The sequence below is a fragment of the Pseudomonas sp. NPDC007930 genome (assembly GCF_042958985.1).
In the GTDB taxonomy this organism is placed as follows: domain Bacteria; phylum Pseudomonadota; class Gammaproteobacteria; order Pseudomonadales; family Pseudomonadaceae; genus Aquipseudomonas.
The window spans coordinates 299,473-320,906 of the sequence record NZ_JBIBKC010000007.1 but is presented as its reverse complement, the minus strand read 5'-3'; the positions used below and the strand labels follow the sequence as shown (position 1 = coordinate 320,906).

General features: G+C 66.2%; 23 protein-coding genes. 17 read left to right on the top strand and 6 right to left on the bottom strand.

From position 1 onward, the window contains the following. Together ACFZCE_RS17350 and ACFZCE_RS17345 are read left to right on the top strand one after the other, a co-directional pair. A partial coding sequence (locus ACFZCE_RS17350; protein ID WP_390941160.1) for a transposase occupies positions 1 to 447 on the top strand: 447 nt, incomplete at its 5' end. A 168-nt stretch (positions 448 to 615) separates the two neighbouring features. Beyond that, positions 616 to 783, top strand: coding sequence for a hypothetical protein (locus ACFZCE_RS17345; protein ID WP_390941158.1), 168 nt, complete (start codon positions 616 to 618; stop codon positions 781 to 783). A gap of 75 nt (positions 784 to 858) precedes the next feature. Here the strand turns inward: ACFZCE_RS17345 and ACFZCE_RS17340 are convergent, their stop codons facing one another. Then, positions 859 to 1,044: a hypothetical protein gene (locus tag ACFZCE_RS17340; protein ID WP_390941156.1), complete on the bottom strand. Its 186-nt coding sequence runs from the start codon at positions 1,042 to 1,044 to the stop codon at positions 859 to 861. A gap of 218 nt (positions 1,045 to 1,262) precedes the next feature. Here ACFZCE_RS17340 and ACFZCE_RS17335 point away from each other — a divergent pair, with 218 nt between their 5' ends. The 14 genes from ACFZCE_RS17335 (at position 1,263) to ACFZCE_RS17270 (ending at position 13,813) form a co-directional block, all read left to right on the top strand. Beyond that, positions 1,263 to 2,177: an aliphatic sulfonate ABC transporter substrate-binding protein gene (locus ACFZCE_RS17335; protein WP_390941154.1), complete on the top strand. Its 915-nt coding sequence runs from the start codon at positions 1,263 to 1,265 to the stop codon at positions 2,175 to 2,177. 219 nt (positions 2,178 to 2,396) lie between these two features. Next, complete coding sequence (locus ACFZCE_RS17330) at positions 2,397 to 3,299, top strand: LysR substrate-binding domain-containing protein (RefSeq protein WP_390941152.1); 903 nt, start codon at positions 2,397 to 2,399, stop codon at positions 3,297 to 3,299. A gap of 112 nt (positions 3,300 to 3,411) precedes the next feature. Further along, the gene (rutD, locus tag ACFZCE_RS17325) at positions 3,412 to 4,230 is read left to right on the top strand and encodes a pyrimidine utilization protein D (RefSeq protein ID WP_390941150.1); all 819 of its coding nucleotides are present in this window, start codon (positions 3,412 to 3,414) and stop codon (positions 4,228 to 4,230) included. A 3-nt stretch (positions 4,231 to 4,233) separates the two neighbouring features. Next, on the top strand, positions 4,234 to 5,355 hold the full coding sequence (locus tag ACFZCE_RS17320) for an LLM class flavin-dependent oxidoreductase (RefSeq protein ID WP_390941148.1): 1,122 nt from the start codon (positions 4,234 to 4,236) through the stop codon (positions 5,353 to 5,355). After that, positions 5,352 to 5,747, top strand: a complete 396-nt coding sequence (locus ACFZCE_RS17315) for a Rid family hydrolase (protein ID WP_390941145.1) — start codon at positions 5,352 to 5,354, stop codon at positions 5,745 to 5,747. The genes ACFZCE_RS17320 and ACFZCE_RS17315 overlap by 4 nt, the downstream gene beginning before the upstream one ends. A 41-nt stretch (positions 5,748 to 5,788) precedes the next feature. Continuing rightward, the gene (locus tag ACFZCE_RS17310; RefSeq protein ID WP_390941143.1) at positions 5,789 to 6,748 is read left to right on the top strand and encodes a BMP family ABC transporter substrate-binding protein; all 960 of its coding nucleotides are present in this window, start codon (positions 5,789 to 5,791) and stop codon (positions 6,746 to 6,748) included. A 5-nt stretch (positions 6,749 to 6,753) separates the two neighbouring features. Then, a complete protein-coding gene (locus ACFZCE_RS17305; RefSeq protein WP_390941141.1) occupies positions 6,754 to 8,259 on the top strand; it encodes an ATP-binding cassette domain-containing protein in 1,506 nt (501 codons plus the stop codon). Beyond that, a complete protein-coding gene (locus ACFZCE_RS17300; RefSeq protein WP_390941140.1) occupies positions 8,252 to 9,337 on the top strand; it encodes an ABC transporter permease in 1,086 nt (361 codons plus the stop codon). The genes ACFZCE_RS17305 and ACFZCE_RS17300 overlap by 8 nt, the downstream gene beginning before the upstream one ends. Then, positions 9,319 to 10,257 carry an ABC transporter permease gene (locus tag ACFZCE_RS17295; protein WP_390941138.1) on the top strand — a complete coding sequence of 313 codons (939 nt, stop codon included), beginning with the start codon at positions 9,319 to 9,321 and terminating at the stop codon, positions 10,255 to 10,257. The genes ACFZCE_RS17300 and ACFZCE_RS17295 overlap by 19 nt, the downstream gene beginning before the upstream one ends. Before the next feature lie 35 nt (positions 10,258 to 10,292). Further along, on the top strand, positions 10,293 to 10,694 hold the full coding sequence (locus ACFZCE_RS17290) for a Rid family hydrolase (protein WP_390941136.1): 402 nt from the start codon (positions 10,293 to 10,295) through the stop codon (positions 10,692 to 10,694). A 26-nt stretch (positions 10,695 to 10,720) separates the two neighbouring features. Further along, a complete protein-coding gene (locus ACFZCE_RS17285; RefSeq protein WP_390941134.1) occupies positions 10,721 to 11,734 on the top strand; it encodes an aldo/keto reductase in 1,014 nt (337 codons plus the stop codon). Beyond that, positions 11,731 to 12,366: a flavin reductase gene (locus ACFZCE_RS17280; RefSeq protein ID WP_390941132.1), complete on the top strand. Its 636-nt coding sequence runs from the start codon at positions 11,731 to 11,733 to the stop codon at positions 12,364 to 12,366. Before ACFZCE_RS17285 ends, ACFZCE_RS17280 begins: the two co-directional genes overlap by 4 nt. 101 nt (positions 12,367 to 12,467) lie before the next feature. After that, on the top strand, positions 12,468 to 13,163 hold the full coding sequence (locus ACFZCE_RS17275; protein WP_390941130.1) for a 3-oxoacid CoA-transferase subunit A: 696 nt from the start codon (positions 12,468 to 12,470) through the stop codon (positions 13,161 to 13,163). A gap of 8 nt (positions 13,164 to 13,171) precedes the next feature. Next, entirely contained in the window at positions 13,172 to 13,813 is a 642-nt protein-coding gene (locus ACFZCE_RS17270) for a 3-oxoacid CoA-transferase subunit B (protein WP_390941128.1), read from the top strand. A 21-nt stretch (positions 13,814 to 13,834) separates the two neighbouring features. Here ACFZCE_RS17270 and ACFZCE_RS17265 read toward each other — a convergent pair whose 3' ends face one another. The 3 genes from ACFZCE_RS17265 to ACFZCE_RS17255 all read right to left on the bottom strand — a co-directional run bounded on the left by ACFZCE_RS17265 (position 13,835) and on the right by ACFZCE_RS17255 (position 18,213). Continuing rightward, positions 13,835 to 16,519: an ATP-binding protein gene (locus ACFZCE_RS17265; protein WP_390941126.1), complete on the bottom strand. Its 2,685-nt coding sequence runs from the start codon at positions 16,517 to 16,519 to the stop codon at positions 13,835 to 13,837. 98 nt (positions 16,520 to 16,617) lie between these two features. After that, positions 16,618 to 17,505 (bottom strand): NAD(P)H-binding protein, encoded by an 888-nt coding sequence (locus ACFZCE_RS17260; protein ID WP_390941124.1) that lies wholly within the window; start codon positions 17,503 to 17,505, stop codon positions 16,618 to 16,620. Positions 17,506 to 17,508: 3 nt separating this feature from the next. Next, the gene (locus tag ACFZCE_RS17255) at positions 17,509 to 18,213 is read right to left on the bottom strand and encodes a carboxymuconolactone decarboxylase family protein (protein WP_390941189.1); all 705 of its coding nucleotides are present in this window, start codon (positions 18,211 to 18,213) and stop codon (positions 17,509 to 17,511) included. A gap of 405 nt (positions 18,214 to 18,618) precedes the next feature. Here ACFZCE_RS17255 and ACFZCE_RS17250 point away from each other — a divergent pair, with 405 nt between their 5' ends. Continuing rightward, positions 18,619 to 19,470 (top strand): aldo/keto reductase, encoded by an 852-nt coding sequence (locus ACFZCE_RS17250; protein WP_390941122.1) that lies wholly within the window; start codon positions 18,619 to 18,621, stop codon positions 19,468 to 19,470. On the opposite strand, the gene ACFZCE_RS17245 is transcribed toward ACFZCE_RS17250, so the two are convergent. Next, on the bottom strand, positions 19,467 to 20,273 hold the full coding sequence (locus ACFZCE_RS17245; RefSeq protein WP_390941121.1) for a YkgJ family cysteine cluster protein: 807 nt from the start codon (positions 20,271 to 20,273) through the stop codon (positions 19,467 to 19,469). The genes ACFZCE_RS17250 and ACFZCE_RS17245 overlap by 4 nt on opposite strands. A 151-nt stretch (positions 20,274 to 20,424) precedes the next feature. Beyond that, entirely contained in the window at positions 20,425 to 21,348 is a 924-nt protein-coding gene (locus ACFZCE_RS17240; protein WP_390941187.1) for a LysR substrate-binding domain-containing protein, read from the bottom strand. Positions 21,349 to 21,434 lie beyond the last annotated feature (86 nt).

Here is a 21,434-nt window from a genome sequence, read left to right as displayed (position 1 = left end):
CCCACGATCGGTGTCGACACGGCTCTGGTCATCGCCAGCGAAATTGGCCCGGATCTCTCTCGATTTCCAACGTCGCAGCACTTTTGTTCTTGGTTAGGTTTAGCGCCGCCCACTCGAATATCGGGTGGCCGGCAGTTATCAGGCGGCGGCCCGAAAGTGATGAACCGGGCAGCGCAGGCGCTCAAGCAAGCGGCGTCGAATGCACGGAACGACAAAAGCTTTATCGGTGCCAGCCATCGAGCGCGTCTCGCGCGAATGGATACCAGCTGTGCGATCAAGGCCACAGCCCATCAGGTAGCGCGGTTGATCTATGCAATGTTGACCAAAGGCCAGCCCTATGTAGAGCAAGGCATCGAGGCGTTTGAAGAGCAAAGCAAGGAAAGGCAATTCCGGGCCTTGCTGCGCAAGGCCCGGAAGTTGGGGATGGAACTGGTGAGGGCTGCTTGATTTTTTCTTTTAAAAAACAAGGGGATATTTTTTGTTTGATGAGAGGCCGGCTGTGCCGGGCGATGGGCCCTCAATCCAGGCAGGCAGCCGGCCTGCCTTTCACACCCTGTTCATCAGCACGAACCACACTACACGCCCCTAACCGTTTACCGCGCCAAAGGCTTTTCAATGATTCGTAAAGGGCTACCCGCCGACGCCAGGGCCATCGCCCAGGTGCATGTCCGCAGTTGGCAAGCCGCCTACTGTGAGCTGATGCCCGCCAGCGACCTGGCCTCACTGGCGGCCTCGCTGCCGCAGCGTGAAGCCCACTGGGCGCGCGCGCTGGAAGCGGGCTAAACCACCGTATTCGTGGCGCAAGCCGAGCAACGGGCGGCCGGCTGGACCGCCCGCCGGGTTGCCTTGGCCCCACCCTCACAACTGCCGAGTGTTGTTCACGGCTTTTTTATCCCGCCCCACCACGTAAACGGTTCGCAGTTGGCTCGCCAGCACCGGGCTGCTCGCGGCGGTCACCGCCAGCAGCGTCCAGCCTTCACGCAACGCCCGGTTCGCCTCCAGCAGGTCGCACTCCATCAACTCATAGGCATCGGACAATTGCATGGGCGGCTCCTTTTTCGATAATGCGGGGGCTGGCCGGCGCCAGTACCCTCTTCCGATTGAGCCGCCGCGGGCCTGGGTGATTCCGCTGAACTGACGAACGCGCCAGGGGCCCAACGGCGCTGAGCACGCCGCGCCCGGTTATGGCGCCATGCCCAAACGGTCTTTCGGTTTCGCTTTCAGGCTTCGTAGCGTGGGGCGCCTTGACACAGGAGCCTCACATGCAGACCCTCGCCCGGCTGGCCGCCCTCGCCTGCCTGTTCGTTGCAACCACCACCCACGCACAAACCCTGACCATCGGTGACCAGCGCGGCAACGCCCGCGCGGTGATGGAAGCCGCCGGCACCCTCGAGGGCGCGCCCTATACCATCGAGTGGCGGGAGTTTCCCAACGCCGCGCCGTTGCTCGAAGCCCTGCGCGCCGGCTACCTCGACGCCGGCCCGGTGGGCGACGCGCCGCTGACCTTTGCCGCCGCCGCGGGGCTGCAGGCCAAAGCCATCCAGGCCTCGCGGTACCTGGGCAACGCGCTGATCGTCAATGGCCATTCCGCGGTGCAGTCGGTGGCCGACCTCAAGGGCCAGAAGATCGCCGCGGTCAAGGGCTCCTCCGGCCACGCCCTGGCGCTCACCGCGCTGCTGCGCGCGGGCCTGCAACCCAGCGACGTGACCTTCGTCAACACCACCCCGGCCGAAGCCACCCTGGCCTTGGCCAACGGCAGCGTGGCGGCGGTGGCGACCTGGGAGCCGTACGTGTCGTTCGCGGTCAAGCAAAGCGGCGTACGCATCCTCGCCGATGGCAAGGACTACCCCAGCTTCAACTACCTGGTGGCCGCCGACAGCGCCCTGGCGAGCAAAGGCGCGCCACTGAAGGACTTCGCCCAACGCCTGGCCAAGGCCCGCGCCTGGGGCGCGAGCCACCCCGAGGCCTACGCCCACACCCTTGCCGAGCTGCTCAAGCTGCCGCAAGACGTGGCCTTGGCCAAGGTGCAGCGCGAGGTGAACGGCCCGGTCACCGACGTGCAACAAGTACTGGCGCTGCAGCAGAGCACCATCGACCTGTACCAGCAACAGGGGCTGATCCCGGCCGGCTTCCCGGCCAGCCAGGTGATCGATGCCCAGGCGTTTGGCGGGCGGTGATTGAGCTGAGGGCCGTTGGCGCAATGCCACCCGCCCTACCCACCTAGCCAGCCAGCTCCAGTTGAGCGGTGCCGCCGGCACCGCTCCCCCAGGCACAAACCCTGCATAGCCTCCCCTCACCCCACCACCTGCCAACGCCCGGGCCCACCGTGCCCGGCCTGTTGCCCAAATCGCAACAGCCGCTTGCCGTCGCGCACCATGGCTGTGCAGGAGCGCTGCTTGAACTTCATCGCTTTTCGTTACTTCAACGAGGTCGCCCGCTCCAAGGCGATTCGCCGCGCCGCGGACCGTTTGCACGTCACCCCGTCGGCGATCAGCCGGCAGATTTCGCTGCTCGAACACCAACTCGGCGCGCCGCTGTTCGAGCGCACCACCAACGGCGTGGAGCTGACCGCCGCCGGGGTGATGCTCGAGCGCTACACCCGCACCCTGTTCCGCGACCTGGAGCGGGTGCGCGAGGGCATCGCGGCGTTCCGTTCGCTGGACCAGGGCGAGGTGAAGATCCACGCCATGGAAGGGGTGCTGTCGAACTTTTTGCCGGAAACCCTGGCCGCCTTCATGGCCTTGCACCCGGGTATCGATTTTCAGGTCAATACCTGCTCCAGCGACCTGATCGTCGAGGCGTTGATCCGCGACGAAACCGACATCGGCATCCTCTACAACCCCGAACTGCGCTTTGAAATTCAGGTGGTTGCCGAGCGCAAGGAACCCGTGGTGTGCCTGGTGGCCCCCTTTGATGCCCTCGCCGGCGAGGCGCAGGTCAGCCTTTCGCAACTGAGCAAACGCCCGCTGGCGCTACCGCGCCAGAGCTTTGGGCTGCGCCAGTTGTTCGACCGCGCCGCCGAGGCGCAGCGGCTCAAGCCGCGCATCGTGGTCGAGGCGAACAACCTCGAGGTGCTGCGCGCCACCGCCGTGCTGGGCGCCTGCGTGACCATCGGCCCGCGGATTTCGGCCCAGCGCGAGATCGACGCCGGGCTGCTCAAGGCCATCCCGATTGCCCTGGAGGCCTTCGGCAACGTGCGCTCAGCGGTGTGCGTGCACCAGGAGCGAGTGCCGAGTTATGCCGCCAGCGCATTCTTGAAGTTTCTCAAGGGGCGCTTCCCTCTCGCGGCCGGCCAGTGAGGTGTTCGAATTCGGGCAACACGCCATGCAGCATTCGTGGTTACGCGGCGCGCCGGGGGCCATGCCATAAATAGCCCATCGCAACCGGCGGCCACCGCACAGAGGACCCAAGATGCCGAGCATCGTCACCAATGGAATCAGCACGCAGTACGAGCGCCATGGCCAAGGGCCGGCGGTCGTGCTCGTTTCCGGCCTGGGCGGCACCGGCGCCTACTGGGCACCGCAGATCGAGGCACTGGCCGAACACTACACGGTGATCACCTACGACCAGCGCGGCGCCGGGCGCAGCGACCACCCGGCGATGCCCTACAGCATCGAGATGCTCGCCGACGACCTGCAGGCGCTGATCGGCGCCCTGGACCTGGAGCGCCCGCTGCTGATCGGCCATTCCACCGGCGGCGCCATCGGCCAGGTGCTGGCCGCCCGCGAGCCAGAGCTGCTGGCCGGGCTGCTGCTGTACGCCAGTTGGGGCAAGTCGGATGCGCACTTCAATTGGTGCTTCCGCATGCGCCGGGCATTGCTCGAAGGCACCTCGCTCGATGAATACGTTCACGGCAGCGCGCTGTTCCTCTACCCGCCAGAGCACGTGCGCAGCCACGCCGCCACGCTGTCGCCAGCGCTGTTGGCCTCGGCGGCGAACTTCCCCGCGCGGGAAACCGTACTGCGGCGCATCGACGCGATCATGGCCCACGACGCCAGCGCGCAACTGCCACACATTCGCACCCCCACCCTGGTGCTCTGCGCCGAAGACGACATCCTCACCCCGCCCTACCAATCGCGATTGCTCGCCGAGGCCATCCCCGGCGCGCAACTGCGGGTGGTGCCGCGCGGCGGGCACAGTTTTTCCGAAACCCAAACCGACACGTTCAACCGCATCGCCCTGGCGTTTCTCGCCGAGGCCGGTGCGCGGCACTTTGAAGCGAGGATTTGAGCCATGCTTGGCAACGACGATAAACGCGTGGAGTTCGGCGTGTTCCTGCCGGTGGGCAATGGCGGCTGGATCACCTCGACCACCAGCCCGCAACTGCCCGCCACCTACGCCTATAACAAAGAGGTGACGATCCTCGCCGAGGAGCTGGGCTTCGACTTCGCCCTGTCGATGGCCAAGTGGCGCGGCTACGGCGGCCCGTCCAAGCATTGGGACGTGACCCTCGAAAGCATGACCACCATGGCCGGCCTGGCCGAGGCCACACGCCGCATCGGCGTATGGGGCACGGTGCACACCATGGTCTTCCACCCGGCGGTGGTAGCGAAGATGAGCGCGGTGCTCGACCAGATCTCCGGCGGCCGCTTCGGCCTGAACATCGTCTCGGGCTCGAACCCGACTGACCAGGGCCAGATGGGCCTGTGGCAAGACCTCGACCATGCCGAGCGCTACGAAATGGCCGAGGAGTGGCTGACCGTGCTCAAGCGCCTGTGGAGCGAAGAGCGGGTGGACCACAGCGGCAAGCACTACACCCTCACCGATTGCATGTCCAACCCCAAGCCGGCCAGCCCGCCGCCGATCATCTGCGCCGGCGCCTCCGACCGCGGCTTTTTGTTCACCATGCGCCACTGCAGCGGGAGCTTCATGCTCGGTTCGGACCACGACGACTTCATCAAGACCGGCCTGCGCGCCAAGGAGCTGGCCGCCCAGCAAGGCAAGCCGGGCTTCAAGACCTACGGCCTGTTCACCATCGTACCCGGCGCCACCGACGCTGAGGCCCGTGAGCGGGTGGCGCTGTACGACGCCGGCGTTGACACCGTGGCGCTCGACAACCAGACCCGCGAATACTCCGGCGACAAAAGCTTCAAGCAGAACACCATGGCCCAGCGCTTCGTCTCCCAGGGCGAGCAGCGCAATTCGATGACCCGCGCGGCACTGGTCGGCAGCCCGGAAACCATCGGCGTGAAGCTGGCGGAAATCATCAAGGGCGCGCAGCTCGATGGGGTCACGGTGATCGTCCCGGACTTCATCGCCGACCTGCGCACCGTCGGCACCGAGGTGCTCGCCGTGCTCGAACAGCACGGCGTACAGACCAACGCCCGGGCCCTGCAAAAGGCGGCCCGGGTATGAAGCCGGGGCCGTTCAACCCGCCCGGCCTGAAGCACCAGGCCTATTACAACCATGCCGTGCTGCGCGCTGGCCAGCCCGTGTTTCTGACCGGGCAGGTGGCCTGGAACGAACAGGGCGAGGTGGTCGGCCACGGCGACCTCGACGCCCAGGCACGGCAGATCTGGGCCAACATCGGCCGGGCCCTGGCTGGGCTGGGGGTGGGCCCGGAGGCGGTGGTGAAGCTGACCACCTATGCACTGAACCGCGAGGCGATCCCGGCACTGCACCGGGCCCGCGAGGCGTTCTTTGCCGGGCACTGCCTGCCGGCCAGCACCTTCGTGGTGGTGGCCGGGCTGGCCGACCCGGCGCTGCTCGCCGAAATCGACGTGACCTTGATCCTGCCGCTGAACTGAACGCCCGTTCCCCTTCGACGCTGTGCACCAGGAGTTTTGCGATGAACGTTCACATGATGCTGGCCCTCGCGGCCACCGCCGCCTTCGGCGCCCCACTTGCCCAGGCCGCCGACGCGCCACGGGTGGCGGCGTTGTTCACCCAGACCGTGACCCAGGGCACCTGGGACAGCGCCGGCTACGCAGGCTTCAAGGCCATGGCCACGCAGCAGGGCTTCAAACCCAGCTACCTTGAGCACACCTCCTACGAAGCCGCCCCGGCAGCATTGCGGCAACTGGCCGCCGACGGAGTGAAGCTGATCATCGCCCACTCGTCCGGCTACTCTGCGGCGATCAAGGAGGTGGCCCCGGCCTACCCCAACACCCAGTTCGTGCTGTACTCCTACGAAGGCTCGACCAACCAGCTAGGCAACTACTCTGCCTGGTCGGTGGACTGGGACGAATACGGCTTCGTGCTCGGTGCCCTGGCCGCCGCCGCGAGCAAGAACGGCCATATCGCGGTGATCGGCGGTGAGCCGATCCCCTCCTCCGAGCGCACCATGCAGTTCATCAAGAAGGGCGCGGCCTACATCAACCCCAAGGTGCAGGTGGATACCGCCTACGTGGGGTCGTTCGTCGACGTAGCGCGGGCCAAGGAAATCGCCACGGGGGTGATCGCCCGCGGCGCGGACTTCGTCATCCCCTCGGCCGACACCGCCGACGCTGGCATCCAGCAGGCCGCCGATGAAGAAGGCGTGCTGAGCATCGGCTCCTATGCCGACCAGGCCAAGGCCTACCCCAACGCGGTAATGACCTCCACCGTGATGAACTTCGGCAAAAGCTACGCCGACATCGGCAAGGCCTACGCCGCCGGCCAGTTGGGCAACCGCATCGTCACCGAGAACCTGGCCTCCAACGGCTGGACCCTGGCGCGGCCGTTCGCCCATGTAGACAGCAACGTCGAAAACCAGGTGTTCAAGGTCATCGATGACCTCAAAGCCGGCAAGATCAAGCTCGAAGAGTGACGCCCATGCCAGCCCCGGCCATCCAGCTCGACCACGTGAGCAAACGCTATCCCAATGGGTTCCTGGCCCTGGACAAGGTGTCGCTGGCCTTTCAGGCCGGCGAAATCCACGCCCTGCTGGGCGAGAACGGCGCCGGCAAGTCGACGTTGATGAACATCCTCTACGGCGTGCACGAACCCAGCGAAGGCGGCGTGCTGATGGCCGGGCGCCAGGTGATTCACCGGCGCCCGGCTGACGCCATCGCCCATGGCATCGGCATGGTCCACCAGCACTTCAAACTGGTGCTGCCGTTCAGCGTGGCCGAGAACCTCGCCCTGGTGGCCAAGGGCGAACGCCGCGCGGCCCTGCGCCGGCCGGCCGCTGTGCGCGCGTTCATGGCCGGCTACGGGGTAGACCTCGACCCGCAAGCGGTGGTCGGCGATTTGCCGCTGGCCCTGCAACAACGGGTGGAAATTCTCAAGGCGCTGGTCGATGACAGCCGCGTGCTGTTGCTCGACGAACCCTCGACCATCCTCACCCCGGCCGAAACCGAAAACCTCTACGCCACCCTGCGGCGCATCCGCGAGCGCGGCACGGCGGTGGCGGTGGTCACCCACAACGTCGATGAAGTGCTGGCCCACGCCGACCGCTACACCGTACTGCGCCGGGGCCGCACCAACGGCAGCGGGTTGATCGCCAGCACCCACGCCGCCGAGCTGGTGGAGCGCATCGTTGGCCACGCGGTGGCCAGCGGCACCCGCATCGGGCCGCCGCGCCAGGCTGGCCAGGAATGCCTGCGCCTGGCCGCCGCCAGCGTGCGGCCGGCCAGTGGCTCGCCCGGTTTGCACGGCGTCGACTTGCTGCTACGCGCCGGCGAGGTGGTGGGCGTTGCCGGCGTGGAAGGCAACGGCCAGAGCGAGCTGTTCGAGCTGCTCGCCGGGCAGCGCGCGGCGCACGCCGGCCAAGTGCTACGCGCCGCCAGTACCGAAGTGGCGCTGGTTCCGCAAGACCGCCACCACGAAGGGTTATCGTTGGACCTCTCCGTCGCCCAGAACCTGCTGTACCGGCGGATCATGGCCGGCGAATTTCGCCGCGCCGGCCTGCTCGACCACCAGGCCATCGGTGAACGGGCGCAGGCGATGATCGCCGCGGCCGACATCCGCACCCATTCCCACGCGACACCGGCGCGGGCGTTGTCTGGCGGTAACCAGCAGAAAATCGTACTGGCCCGGGCGCTGGACCAGGCCGCGCCCATTTTGCTGGTGTACCAGCCGACCCGCGGCCTCGACGTGGCCGCCGCCGAAGCGGTGCTCGAACGCCTGGCCGCGGCCGCCTGCGCGGGCACCTGCGTGGTGATCATCTCATCGAACATCGATGAGTTGATCCGTGTGGCCGACCGCATCGTGGTGCTCAACGGCGGCTATATCACCGGTGAGGTGCGCGGCGCCGGCATGAGCGTGAGCGCCATCGGCCCGTTGATGACCCAAGGCCGCCCTACTCCCTCAACCACCCCGGAGCCTGCCCATGCCTGAGCCCACACTGATTCTGGCCGAGCTGCGCCGGCGACTCACTCGGCTCAGCGCGCCGCTGGCGCTGCAGGTCACCCTGGGCGCGTTCATCGGCTCGCTGCTGCTCGGCCTGGGGCTGATCGCCTGCCTTGGCTTCTCGTTGCCCGCGGCGCTGCGGGTGGCTGCCGAGGGCGCCTTTGGCGACGCCCGTGCGCTGGCCGACACCCTGGTGTTCATGGCGCCACGGCTGCTGGTGGCGCTCGGCGCGCTGGTGGCGATCCGTGGCGGGATGTTCAACCTCGGCGGCGAGGGCCAACTGCAGATGGGCGCGATCGGCGCAATGTTGCCCTACCTGGCCTTTGGCGACCTGGGCCCGGCGCTGCTGCCGTTGGCCATCCTCAGCGGCGCGCTGTGCGGGGCGCTGTGGGGGGTGATCCCGGCGCTGCTCAAGCTGTGGCGCGGTAGCGACGAGATCATCGTCACCCTACTGATGAACTTCATCGCCATCTACGCCTTGAAGTACCTGGTGCAGGGGCCGATGCGCCCGGCCGGGTCGAGTTTCAATATGTCGGCGCAGCTGCCCCCGGGCGGGGTGTTCACGCCGTTGATCGACGGCACCCGGCTGCACCTGGGGGTGATCCTGGCGTTGCTGATCGCCGTGGCGGTGTGGGTGCTGCTGCAGCACAGCGCGTTCGGCCTGAAACTGCGCGCCAGCGGCCAAAGCCCCGGCTTCGTGCGCCTGCAGGGCCAACAGGCCGGGCAGATGATCCTGGCGAGCATGGCGTTGTCTGGGGCGATTGGCGGGCTGGCCGGCACCTTCGAAGTGCTTGGCGTGCAGTACCGGCTGATCGACGGCTTTTCCAGCGGCCTGGGGTTCGAGGGGCTGGCGGTGGCCTTTCTCGCGGGCCTGGAGCCCTTCGGCGCGGTGCTCGTGGCGCTGTATTTCGGCGCGGTGAACAACGCCGCGCTGGCCCTGCAAAGCGCGCTGTCGATCCCGGCGGCGCTGGCCGACGTGCTCAGCGGCCTGCCCATCGTTCTGTTGGCCGTGATCAGCGGCGCCCTGCTCACCAAAGGAAAACCCGTATGGACTTCAACACGGTAACCCTCGCGTTGTTCCTGGCCGGCGGCGTGCGTTTGTGCGTCCCGGTGCTGTTGGCCGCCCTTGGCGAAGTGCTGTCCGAACGCGCCGGGGTATTCACCATCGGCCTCGAGGGGCTGATGCTGTTCGGCGCGATCGCCTCGGCGCTGGGCCTGGCGCACACCGGCTCGCCGCTGGCAGCGCTGGCCTTGGGCATGCTCGGCGGCGGCGTGGCCGCGGCCGTGCTGGCACTGGGCACCGTGCTGGCGCGGGCCAACCAGATCGTGATGGGCATTGGCTTCAACCTGCTGGCCATTGGCGCGACCTCGTTGATCCGCCAGTTGGCCCTGGCCGATGCGCCGCCAGCCGGTTCGCTACGCGCGGTGACCATGCTCAAGCTGCCGGGGCTGGCCGAGTTGCCAGTGCTGGGCCGGGCGCTGTTCTCGCAAAGCCCGGTGTTCTACCTGGCGGTGCTGCTGGCGGTCGCGCTGTGGGCGGTGCTGCGCTTTAGCCGGCTGGGCCTGTTGCTACGCGCCGCCGGTGAAAACGCCACCGCCCTGGACGCCGCCGGCCAACCCGTGCTGGGCCTGCGCCTGGGCGCCACGCTGTTCACCGGGCTGCTGGCCGGGCTGGGTGGCGCGTACCTGTGCGTGGTCGCCTCCGGCGGCGTGTTCATCGACAACATGACCGCTGGGCGCGGCTACCTGGCGATCGCCATTGCCATTTTCGCCCGTTGGCAGCCGCTGCGCGCGCTGCTGGTGGCGCTCGCCCTGGGGCTGCTCGAAGCGCTGCAGTTCCAGGGCCAGTACCTGGGCATCCAGATCGCCCCACCGCTGCTGATGGCCGCGCCGTTCGTGGTCGCCTTGCTTGCCTGGGTCGCCATGGGCCGCGCCGGCGCCGCCCCGGCGGACCTCGGCCGGCCGTTCTTGCGCGGCAACCGCTAACCCCGTTTTTTCCTAGCACTGACTGGAGTACCGAGATGAACCAAGCGATCAACCCTGCTGGCTGGGCCATCGGCAAAACCGCTACGGGCCTGAACCATCTGAACTGGGGCATCAAGGCCGGCAACCACGTGTACGTGGCCGGCATGCTCTCCACCGACCCGATCGACGGCAGCCTGGTGGGTGAAGGCAGCATCGAGGTGCAAACCCGCCGTGTGCTCGACAGCATCAAGGTGGTGCTGGAAACCGCCGGCAGCAGCCTGGACCACGTGACCATGAACCAGATCTTCCTGCGCAACCTGGAGGACTACCACGCCTTCAACGAGATCTACGTCAGCTACTTCCCCACGCTGCTGCCGGCGCGCTTTTGCGTGAAGCTTGAAATGGTCCGCCCAGAGTTTCTGGTCGAGATCGCCACGACTGCCGTGATCCCGGCCTGACCGCCTGCCAACGAGGGTGCTTTGCCATGCAATACCGTTATCTGGGCCGCAGTGGGCTCAAGGTGTCCGACCTCTGCCTGGGCACGATGATGTTCGGTGGCGCCACCGACGAGGCCACCTCGCGGCGGATCATCGCCGACGCCCGCGAGCACGGGGTGAACTTCATCGACACCGCCGACCTGTACAACGGCGGTGAATCCGAGCGGGTCGTCGGCCGCGCCATCGCCGCCGAACGCGATCATTGGGTGCTGGCCACCAAGGTCGGCAACCCCATGGGCGCAGGGCCCAACCAGCGCGGCATGTCACGCAAGTGGATCCGCGAAGCCGCGCATGCCTCGCTGCGCCGGCTGGGCAGCGACTACATCGACATCCTCTACATGCACAAGGCCGACTTCAACGCCCCGCTGGAGGAGATGGTGCTGGCCTTCGCCGACCTGATCCGCGACGGCAAGGTGGGCTATTTCGCGGTGTCGAACTTCAAGGCCTGGCGCCTGGCCGAGGCCGCGCGCCTGGCGGCCCAGGCCGGGATCACCGGGCCGGTGGCCTCGCAGCCGCTGTACAACCTGGTCAACCGTGAGGCCGAGGTGGAGATCCTTCCGGCGGCAGCGCACTTCGGCGCCGGCAGCGTGTGCTACAGCCCACTGGCGCGGGGCATCCTCACCGGCAAGTACCGCGCTGGCACCGAGCCTGATGCCAGCAGCCGCGCGGGCCGGGCCGACCCACGCATGCTCGAGGCCGAGTGGCGCCCCGAGTCACTGGCCGCCGCCGCCGCGTTGGCCGCCTACGCCGAGCGCACGGGCCGCCAGCCCGCGCACCTGGCCCAAGCATGGGTGATGCGCAACCGGTTGGTGACCAGCACCCTGGTGGGCCCGCGCACCTTCGCGCAATGGCAAGATGGCCTGGCCGCCCGCGCCTGCCCGTGGCACGCTGAAGACGAAGCCTTCTGCGATGCGCTGGTCTCGCCAGGTAAAAGCTCGAGCCTGGGCCCGGTGGACCCCCACCACCCGATCGAAGGCCGTGTACTCAAGGAGCTGCCATGAACCCCGCGCTGATCGCCGACGCCTACCGTGCCGGCATGCGCAGCCTGGCCGCGGGTGTGTGCCTGATCACCAGCCGCCACGGCGAGGAGCGCGGCGGGATGATTGCCACGGCGGTCACCTCGGTCAGCGCCGAACCACCGACGCTGCTGGTTTGCGTGAACCGTAACGCCTCGATGTTCGACCTGCTCGGCGCCAGTGGGCACTTCTGCGTGAACGTGCTGGCCGCCCACACGGTGCCGCTGGTCGAGGTGTTCAGCGACGCCTCGCGCCGCGCCGAGCGCTTCGCACAAGGTGAATGGGCCAACCTGGCCAGCGGCGCGCCGCTGTGCAGCGATGCCGTGGTGGCCTTTGATTGCCGTGTGGCAAAGGTCGTCGACTGGCACAGCCATGCGATCTTCCTGGGCGAGGTGCTCGGCGTACACCACCCCCAGGCCGAGGCGCCGCCGCTGCTGGGACCGGCGCTTTCATCGGCTGCAGGGCTTGGAGCAGGGCTGAGGCTGAAGGGCCCCTCGCCCGGTACCGCCGGGCAAGGGGCCCTGAAACCCTGCGCACACCCCCCACAACAGTTCGATAACCGCACAGATCCCGCCCTGGCCTCTCTACTTGCTGCCCCGTTTTGCGGCACGCTATAGCGCAAGCCAGCACACCCTTCGCTGCGCAACTGCCCCCCTTGCGCTACCGTGCTCTGGCCAGCCGGTCATTTTTATACGCCAACAACAATCAGGAACTCGCCTTGATCAATAAAACGTTTGAGTCCATCGCCAGCGCGGTGGAAGGAATCACCGACGGTTCGACCATCATGGTCGGTGGCTTCGGCACTGCCGGCATGCCGTCCGAGCTGATCGATGGCCTGATCGCAACGGGTGCCCGCGACCTGACCATCATCAGCAACAACGCTGGCAATGGTGAGATTGGCCTGGCCGCTTTGCTCAAGGCAGGCTGCGTGCGCAAGGTGATCTGCTCGTTTCCGCGCCAGTCGGACTCCTACGTATTCGATGCGCTGTACCTCGCTGGCAAGATCGAGCTGGAAGTCGTGCCCCAAGGCAACCTGGCCGAGCGTATCCGCGCCGCGGGTTCGGGCATCGGTGCGTTCTTCTCGCCCACCGGCTACGGCACCCTGCTGGCCGAAGGCAAGGAAACCCGTGAGATCGACGGCCGCCAGTACGTACTGGAGATGCCGCTGCACGCGGATTTCGCCCTGATCAAGGCGTACAAGGGTGACCGTTGGGGCAACCTCACCTACCGCAAGGCCGCGCGTAACTTCGGCCCGATCATGGCGATGGCGGCCAAGACGGCGATTGCCCAGGTGGACCAGATTGTCGAACTGGGCGAGCTTGACCCAGAACACATCATCACCCCAGGTATTTTCGTCCAGCGCGTCGTTGCCGTTAGCGCCGCCGCCACTTCTTCGATCGCCAAAGCTGTCTGAGGCCTGCCATGACCATTACCAAAAAGCTTTCCCGCACCGAGATGGCACAGCGCGTGGCCGCAGACATCCAAGAAGGCGCCTACGTTAACCTGGGCATCGGCGCGCCGACCCTGGTCGCCAACTACCTGGGCGACAAAGAAGTGTTCCTGCACAGCGAAAATGGCCTGCTGGGCATGGGCCCGAGCCCTGCGCCGGGCGAGGAAGACGATGACCTGATCAACGCCGGCAAGCAGCACGTGACCCTGCTCACCGGCGGTGCCTTCTTCCACCATGCCGACTCGTTCTCGATGATGCGTGGCGGCCACCTGGACATCGCCGTGCTGGGGGCTTTCCAGGTGTCGGTCAAGGGTGACCTGGCCAACTGGCACACCGGCGCCGAAGGTTCGATCCCGGCCGTGGGCGGCGCCATGGACCTGGCCACCGGCGCCCGCCAAGTGTTCGTGATGATGGACCACCTGACCAAGAGCGGCGAAAGCAAGCTGGTACCCGAGTGCACCTACCCGCTGACCGGCATTGGCTGCGTGAGCCGTATCTACACCGACCTGGCTGTGCTCGAAGTGACGGCCGATGGCCTGAAAGTCATCGAGATTTGCGCTGACATCGGCTTTGACGAATTGCAGGCGCTCAGCGGCGTGCCGCTGATTGCCTGACGTTCAAGCGCCCTTGGCGGCCTAACGGGGCCGCTGCAGCCTCGCGAGCGTGGCCGCCAGGTCATGCTGGCGAAAGGGTTTGGTCAGCCGCGGCAGCCGCGGGTCAAGCCCTTCGAGCTCCGCGTATCCCGACACCAACAGGATCGACGCCTCAGGCCGGGCGCTGCGCACCACGCGGGCCAGGTCGGTGCCGCTGATGCCCGGCATGAGATGATCGGTAATCAGCAGGTCGAAGGCCTCGCCGGTGCCGATCAAGGCCATCGCCTCTTCCCCCGAGGGGGCTTCAATCACCTGGTAGCCGAGTTCGGCGAGCATGTAAGAGGTGCTCGCCCGTACGTGTTCTTCATCATCGACCAGCAACGCCACCCCTCGCGCCGAGCGCCGTGCCGGGACCTCGGCAAGCGGCATGGCCAGCGCCGGTAGCGCGGGGCTGAGCGCAAGCCAAAGCTCCACGTTCGTCCCCACACCCGGCGCGCTCTGAATCGTCAAGGCACCGTTCAACTGCGAGGCGAGCCCATGCACCATAGACAGCCCCAGGCCGGTTCCCTGCCCCACCCCTTTGGTCGAAAAGAACGGCTCTATCGCGCGGGCTAGCGTGGTCGCGTCCATGCCGGTCCCGGTGTCGCTGACCGCCAGGCACAGGTACTCCCCACACGGCAGCTTCGAGCGATGGTTTTCGCCAACGCGTTGCCGGCTGGCCGAGATGCCAATCGTGCCCCCTGTGGGCATCGCATCGCGCGCGTTCACCGTGAGGTTAAGCAGTGCCATCTCGAGCTGGTTCGGGTCGGCGAAGGCGGCGGGCAGGCCCTCCGGGGCATCGATAGCGACCCTGATTTGCGGCCCGGTGGTGCTTGCCATCAGGTCGGCCATTTCCGCCAGGAGCTTCGCCACATCCACGGGAATCATCTGCAGCGGTTGGCGCCGGGCAAACGCCAGCAACCGTTGAACGACGGTTTTGGCACGGTCTGCCGATTGCAGGGCGCCGGAAATCAATCGCTGTTCCCGTTCGCCGCCCACGCCGCGCCGCTGCAACAGGTCGAGGGTGCCGACGATCGGCGTGAGCAGGTTGTTGAAGTCATGGGCCACGCCGCCGGTAAGCTGCCCCATGGCCTCCATCTTCTGGCTCTGGCGCAGCGCTTGCTGCACCTCCTCACGCTCGGCAATGGCCTGGGCAACGCGCCCTTCAAGGGTCGCGTTAAGCTCGCGCAGGTTCTCTTCGGCGGTTTTGCGCGCGGTGATCTCCATCGCGGTGCCGGCCACCCGCAAACAACGGCCATCGCTATCGAACACGCCGCGGCCCTTGGCCGCGACCCAGCGAACCTTTCCATCCTCACGGCCGATGGTGCGATAGTCGACTTCATATAACGCGCGGCGTTCAGGGTCGACGGCCGCCGCGAACGCCGCGATCGTCGCCTCCCGATCGGCAGGATGCAAACCGTCGTAGAAGTCCCGCAAGGTGACCGCAACGCCCGCCGACAGGCCGAACATGGCCTTGGTCTGTGGCGCCCACACCAGCGTATCGCGGACGAAATCCACGTCCCAGAAACCGACATCGGCGTGTTCGACAGCCAGGCGCAGGCGTTCTTCGCTGGCCCGAACGGCGGCATCCGAGCGGCCACGCTGGACGGCCAGCGAGATCGTACTGATCACAAAGTCGAGGATCTCGAGATCAGCCCACGAAGGCTCGCGCAACGCCGGGTGATACAGCACAACCGCACCGAGCGTGGTGCCCTGCGCCAAGCGTATCGGGATACACCGGCAGACCTGCAACCCATAGCCCGCGGCCAAGCTGCGCAGTTGCGGCAAAAACGCCTCGCCCGGGGAACCGCCGGCCTCGGCCGCCACGCTGGCGAGGCCGGCACCGAGGCCAACCAGGGTGCGCTGCACGGCTTGGTTGAATGCCTCCGGCACGCTCGGCGCAACGCAATGCTGCAGCGCCGGCCCCTGCTCGCCCAGAAGCAAAATGCTGGCGAAGAAGCCAGAGGTCGACAGCGCCTCCACTTCGCGGACGATAGCCTCGAGTGTGACGCCCAACGCCGGGGCTTCCACGGCCAGCTTCAAGATCCGGTTCTGCGCCGCGCCCAAAGCGGCCGCGCGATTGCGTGCCTGGGTGATCCGCGCGTTCTCAATCGCAATCGTCGCGAGGCGCGCCAGGCTTTCCAGCCGTTTGATCGCATCGGGGCCGTGATCACAAACGCTTGACCAGTACGCGCCGAGCGCCGCGACGGCAACAGGCCTGCCGATGGGCACCATCACCAGGCTGCGAACGAACGTAGGCGCATAGGCATCCTGCGGGATGCGTGAATCGGCGCGCACGTCACGGATCGCAACGGTCTCGCCATGGCGCATCACCCACCCCGAAATGCAGTGGTCCGCCGGAAAACTCTGGCCCTGCCAGAGCGGGGAGACCGCGTCTTCCGCCACATAAGCACAGCGCCCGTGATCTTCGATCACCACGGCCACACCCTCGGCACCGACGCTGGCGCGGGCCGTGTCGCGGAGCACCGCGACCACCTCCTCGACCGATGTCGCCATGACCAAGCGCTCACTCGCGCTGAGTACCTGCGACAAGCGGTCATCACTGTTTAGATCCAACGGAGCGGGCGGCACATGGATCTCCCGATGCAGCCCGCCGGGGAGGGCCGCGGGCTGGTCAAAATGGGCAACCGAGGAGAGCTGGCGGGGCAACTCGCCCGGCATTGGCATGGGGCCGGCGCAGTCTCTCACAAAAGTGGCGCTCAGGCTTGCTCGAGATGGCGTTACTTATACTCCTTCGGCGGCGGCGTGGTACGGGCGATCGACCGTCAGTTCGGGAACCCGCCGCGCACCGCTTCAAGATCATCCGTCACGGTGGTTGGCTCATCGGCCAACGGCAAGTTATCGCGGTCGCCAATGCCATCGTAACGATGAGGTGGGTCAACTGGCAGCGCTGAGAACAACGGCTCGAGGTCAGTTTGGGCGGCGCCGTGTTCCGCGACCAGTTCGAAGGTCTTGCGGTTCGCGGCAGCGGATGTGAGTGAGGCCACCAGCACTTGCGCAATCTGTTCGCGGGATACCACACCGTCCGCTGGCGCCCCGGCCCAGTGGGTATCGCCCTGGCGCAGCACCAGGTGTAATTGGTCCTTATCGTTGTAGTCGAACCATCCGGGCCGTACGATGGTGTAAGGCAGCCCACTGGCGCGCACCAACCGCTCGCCACGGCGCTTCCAATCGTGCCCCGGGCTAGGCTTGGTGACGCCGACGGTGGTCATCAGGGCAATCCGTGCCGGCGCTTTGAGCACACTCAGGATGTTTCGCACCGCGCCATAGTTTACTTGCTCCGCGCCCTGTGGGTCGTTGCCACTGATACCGTGGGTGAAAACGATAGCCGTAACGCCCGCGACTGCCTCATGCAGGGTGTCGGCGCGGGTCAGATCCCCCACCACGGTTTCAACGCCGGCCGGAAACAGCCTGGCTTGGCCCGGGTCACGGATCAGCGCCCGAGTCGCGTAGCCGCGGCGCAAAGCCTCAGTGACCGCGGGCCGGCCAATGGTGCCGCTAGCCCCAACGACGAGCACAGTTTGCTGACGTGTATCCATGGCCAAGTCCTTGGGCTTTAGGGCTAACGGTTGTTGTGCGTGGGCACTGGCGGTGGCCATCACTGAACAGGCCAGCAGCAGTATCGCCACCACGTTGATAGCCGTTCGGTACATGGCTTAACGCTCCGGCATACTGGCAAGCACCTGGGCCAAGGCAGTCTCGGCGCGTTCGGCTGCCTGCGCATGCCCCTTGCGCGCCAATATCTGGATGACCTGGCGCAACTGCGAAGTAGCCAGCCCAACGCGCAGGCTCGCGCTGATGTGCGAGCGCAATTGTGCTTCCACCCCTGGCGTGGCTGCCAGTGCCCCGACGGTCGCCAACTCGCGGCTTTGCCAATCAAGGTTGTCGCGTTCGAAAACGTCGCCGAACAGGTGCGTTTGAAGAAACTGTTTGATCACGGGGGCAAAGTCAGTGACCGCGTTCTTGACCGGTGCTCCGGATATCTTAGTCTGGTTTGCCTTGCCGACCGCGCGCAGCGCGTCCCCGGTAGGGATCGCTCGGCTCGGTTCAGCGCCCACGGCATCCTCGATGCCGCGCTGGCGGCGTTGCTCCACCACCTTGCGCAAGGCCTCAAGTGCATTGAGGCTTTTCGGGAACCCGACATAGGCATACAGCTGAACCAGGATTTCCTTGGCTTCATTAAGGGTCAGGCCCGCATCCAGCCCTTGGTTCAGGGCCAGGTTGAGCTGAGGCATGTCACTGGCCGCCATGCACGCAGCGATCAGTGGAATAGCCTGCTGCCTGGCCGACAACACCTCGCTCTGTGCCTGTACAGGGGGCTGCCCGGCTTGCTCAGCGGGGCTGGCGCAAGCTTCTGCCATGCCCAGAGCCAGGGCGATGGCGATAACGGCTGCGGGGCCGTTGGGCGACGCCGCGCGCATTGAATCGATCATAGTTTTAGTGCCCCAAAGCCGCTGCCGGGTTTTAAAAGCACGGCGCACCCGTACTTCATTCAGGTGACCTTAGTTGCAACGCGGGCCTCCGATAAGCAGGAAAACCTGAAAGCCCTTATGAGCACCATTCATCAGTGACTCAAGCGGTGCAGCATCACCGGCTGTTTTGATGAATAGGCTTCACAGGCTTATCTCGACGCCAGCGGCTTATCAGCGGGCCTGGCACTGCGTAGATTGGCGCCAGCTCACAGGCCCCAAGCGGTTGCGCCGGGGCGCGGCGACCTCGGGCGGCAACGGTCGCTGGCGATGCACATTCATGATCGGGAGAACACCATGCAGCGCGTCACACTGAACAACGGCAGCGTAATGCCCACCCTCGGGTATGGGGTGTTCCAGATAGCCGACGCCGCCGAATGCCAACGCTGTGTAGTCGATGCCATCGGCGCGGGCTACCGGCTGATCGACACCGCGGCGTCCTACCTCAACGAGCAAGCCGTTGGGCGCGGTATCAAGCAGGCCGGCGTGCCGCGCAGCGAGCTGTTCGTCACCACCAAACTGTGGGTGCAAGACACCGGCTATGAGCGCACCCAGCAAGCGATCGATAAATCATTGCGCCGCCTGCAACTGGACTACCTCGACCTGTACCTGATCCACCAACCGTTCAGCGACGTGCATGGGTCTTGGCGGGCCATGGAAGATGCCCTGAAAGCCGGCAAGCTTCGCGGCATCGGCCTGAGCAATTTCCAACCCGACCGGCTGATGGACATCATCGGTTTCAACGCGGTGGTACCGGCTGTCAACCAGGTGGAAATCAACCCGTTCCTGCAGCAGGCAGAGGCACTGGCCTTCATGGCTGAACAGGGCGTTCAACCTGAAGCCTGGGCGCCGTTCGCGGAGGGCCGCAACCATCTGTTCGAGAACCCGGTGTTGGTCGAGATTGGCCGCAAGCACGGTAAGTCGGTTGGCCAGGTGGTGCTGCGCTGGCTCACCCAGCGCGGGATCGTGGCCTTGGCCAAATCGGTGCGCAGGGCGCGAATGGAAGAGAACCTCAACGTGTTCGACTTCGAACTGGACCAGCACGACGTAGAACGTATCGGCACCCTGGAAACGGGCCAAAGCAGCTTTTTTTCCCATCGCGACCCGAAAATGGTCAAGTGGATGAGCGAGCGCCGCCTCGACGTCTAAACCGCTTGCTCCGCAGCGGGCCTCGCCAACGGAATGAACGCCCCTGCCGAGCCGGCCACGCTGCCGAGGTGATAGCCTGCATCGGCCACGATTTCGTGTAGGCGTGCCGTGCTAGGCTGAACGTACCACTGCGCGCCAGGGTCGCTGCGCCCGCCCTGTTGCGCGTAGGCGTTCAGCCAGGCTTGCGAGTCGGGCCGCCAGGCGGTGAAGCCTTCGCCTTTCAACGCCGCCACGCGAATACCCAGCGCCTCGCAGATCGCGACCTTTCGCGCTTTGTCCGCGCGGTCAGCGGCGCGCGACTGCTCGATCAGCGCCTGCAGCTCAGGCGCGGGCAAGCCAGCCCGGTAGATCAGTGGCTGGGGTGGCAGCCACACTTCGGCGGCGCAATCCTTCAACGCCGGGGTAAAAGCGGCCGCCGGGTTGATCTCGGCGGGGTAAATCCTGCACACCAATGGGCGCTCGGCATAGATGGCGCAACGGTTATCCGCCAGCAAGTGCCGGCAGCGGCCGGGGTTGAATGCCGCGAAGGTGACGATCACCGGCAGCCACTGCTGGCCGCAACGCACGCTGACCGCCCGCTTGCCCTGATGTTCTCGCTCGGCCACGCTCAGTGGCGCCGCCTGTTCGATCAAACACTCCACCAGCACAATGAGGTCACCCCCGCGGCGAACCCAGTGGTAAGCCTCCGTGAGCGTCAGCGGGACATGATGCCCCTCACAGCAACGGCCGCAGCCGTTACAGCTGAAATGTATATCCACGCCTGGTTCCCCTCCTGCATGCGCGAGACAGCCTATAGAATTCATCGAAGGCGATCATGCACGGATGCCTCATTGGGGTTTTGAGGGGCGCTCAGCAATGGTGAGCGCGCAGGTGTAGTCAGCGCTGGCCAGGCCGTTTCGTGCATGGGCCTCACCGGCCTGTCCCCGCCAAGGCTGGGCGGCGCAATGGCAGTGGTCAATCACCACGCGCGCGCGCGTTAGGCAGCCCTTCGGCCACATCCGGCCCGAACGCGTCGCGGAAATACGCAACGGCCACGTCGAGGAACAGGCTGATTTTTCGAGACTGGCTGGAGCGCACCGGGTGAATCGCAAAAAAGCCAGCAGGGGCCGGCTCATAGGCGTCCAGCAGGGTGTGTAACTGCCCGCTGGCCAGGTAAGGCTGTACCTCCCACCAGGACTTCTGCGTGACCCCCAACCCCGCCAGTGCCCACTGAACCGGGAGCTCCGAATTGCTCGACACCATGGCCGCTTCGACCCGCACTGTACGCGCCTGGGCCCCGCGGCCAAAACGCCACTGTGCGTGAAAGTGCGGCTCGTGGTTGAACGCCAGGCAGCGGTGGTGCCTCAGCGCTTCGGGGGTTTCCGGCACCCCGGCCTGCTGCAGATAGCCTGCGCTGGCGACCGTCACGCGGCGGGTGGTGAACAGGCAACGCCCGGCCAGGGCGCTGTCGATAGAGGGGCCACCGCGAAAGGCCAGGTCATAGCCATCGGCGAGGATGTCCGTGAACTTGTCCTCGATCATCAAGTGCACGCGGATCTGCGGGTGGCGCTGGCAAAAGCGCGCCACCAGGGGGGCCACATGCTGGCGGCCCAACGGCCCCGGCGCGGTGATACGCAGGTCGCCACAGGCCACGGCGCTTTCTTCAGTGACACGGGCCTCCATGGCGGCGATGTCGGCGATGATCCGCCGGGCGCTTTCGAGGTACCGGGCACCGGCCTGGGTCAGTACCTGGCTGCGCGTGGTGCGGTGTAACAGCTTTACCCCAAGGCGGGCTTCAAGGTTTTTCACCCTGTCGCTGATCACCGAGGTGGCCATTCCCAAGCGCCTGCTCGCCGCGGAAAAGCCCCCTTGATCAACCACTGCGACCAAGACCGCCATGTCAGAAACGTCGTGCATGTGGGTTATCCGTTTTAACCGGAAAGACCTTTCGATATTAGGCGGTTTTTCCACCTGCCGGGGATATT

Excerpts from the sequence above, each read along its gene's own strand:
- ACFZCE_RS17345 (WP_390941158.1), top strand. The coding sequence starts at position 616 with ATGATTCGTAAAGGGCTACCCGCCGACGCCAGGGCCATCGCCCAGGTG.
- ACFZCE_RS17340 (WP_390941156.1), bottom strand. The coding sequence starts at position 1,044 with ATGCAATTGTCCGATGCCTATGAGTTGATGGAGTGCGACCTGCTGGAG.
- ACFZCE_RS17335 (WP_390941154.1), top strand. The coding sequence starts at position 1,263 with ATGCAGACCCTCGCCCGGCTGGCCGCCCTCGCCTGCCTGTTCGTTGCA.
- rutD (WP_390941150.1), top strand. The coding sequence starts at position 3,412 with ATGCCGAGCATCGTCACCAATGGAATCAGCACGCAGTACGAGCGCCAT.
- ACFZCE_RS17320 (WP_390941148.1), top strand. The coding sequence starts at position 4,234 with ATGCTTGGCAACGACGATAAACGCGTGGAGTTCGGCGTGTTCCTGCCG.
- ACFZCE_RS17315 (WP_390941145.1), top strand. The coding sequence starts at position 5,352 with ATGAAGCCGGGGCCGTTCAACCCGCCCGGCCTGAAGCACCAGGCCTAT.
- ACFZCE_RS17310 (WP_390941143.1), top strand. The coding sequence starts at position 5,789 with ATGAACGTTCACATGATGCTGGCCCTCGCGGCCACCGCCGCCTTCGGC.
- ACFZCE_RS17305 (WP_390941141.1), top strand. The coding sequence starts at position 6,754 with ATGCCAGCCCCGGCCATCCAGCTCGACCACGTGAGCAAACGCTATCCC.
- ACFZCE_RS17300 (WP_390941140.1), top strand. The coding sequence starts at position 8,252 with ATGCCTGAGCCCACACTGATTCTGGCCGAGCTGCGCCGGCGACTCACT.
- ACFZCE_RS17295 (WP_390941138.1), top strand. The coding sequence starts at position 9,319 with ATGGACTTCAACACGGTAACCCTCGCGTTGTTCCTGGCCGGCGGCGTG.
- ACFZCE_RS17290 (WP_390941136.1), top strand. The coding sequence starts at position 10,293 with ATGAACCAAGCGATCAACCCTGCTGGCTGGGCCATCGGCAAAACCGCT.
- ACFZCE_RS17285 (WP_390941134.1), top strand. The coding sequence starts at position 10,721 with ATGCAATACCGTTATCTGGGCCGCAGTGGGCTCAAGGTGTCCGACCTC.
- ACFZCE_RS17280 (WP_390941132.1), top strand. The coding sequence starts at position 11,731 with ATGAACCCCGCGCTGATCGCCGACGCCTACCGTGCCGGCATGCGCAGC.
- ACFZCE_RS17270 (WP_390941128.1), top strand. The coding sequence starts at position 13,172 with ATGACCATTACCAAAAAGCTTTCCCGCACCGAGATGGCACAGCGCGTG.
- ACFZCE_RS17265 (WP_390941126.1), bottom strand. The coding sequence starts at position 16,519 with ATGCCAATGCCGGGCGAGTTGCCCCGCCAGCTCTCCTCGGTTGCCCAT.
- ACFZCE_RS17260 (WP_390941124.1), bottom strand. The coding sequence starts at position 17,505 with ATGTACCGAACGGCTATCAACGTGGTGGCGATACTGCTGCTGGCCTGT.
- ACFZCE_RS17255 (WP_390941189.1), bottom strand. The coding sequence starts at position 18,213 with ATGGCAGAAGCTTGCGCCAGCCCCGCTGAGCAAGCCGGGCAGCCCCCT.
- ACFZCE_RS17250 (WP_390941122.1), top strand. The coding sequence starts at position 18,619 with ATGCAGCGCGTCACACTGAACAACGGCAGCGTAATGCCCACCCTCGGG.
- ACFZCE_RS17245 (WP_390941121.1), bottom strand. The coding sequence starts at position 20,273 with ATGAATTCTATAGGCTGTCTCGCGCATGCAGGAGGGGAACCAGGCGTG.
- ACFZCE_RS17240 (WP_390941187.1), bottom strand. The coding sequence starts at position 21,348 with ATGGCGGTCTTGGTCGCAGTGGTTGATCAAGGGGGCTTTTCCGCGGCG.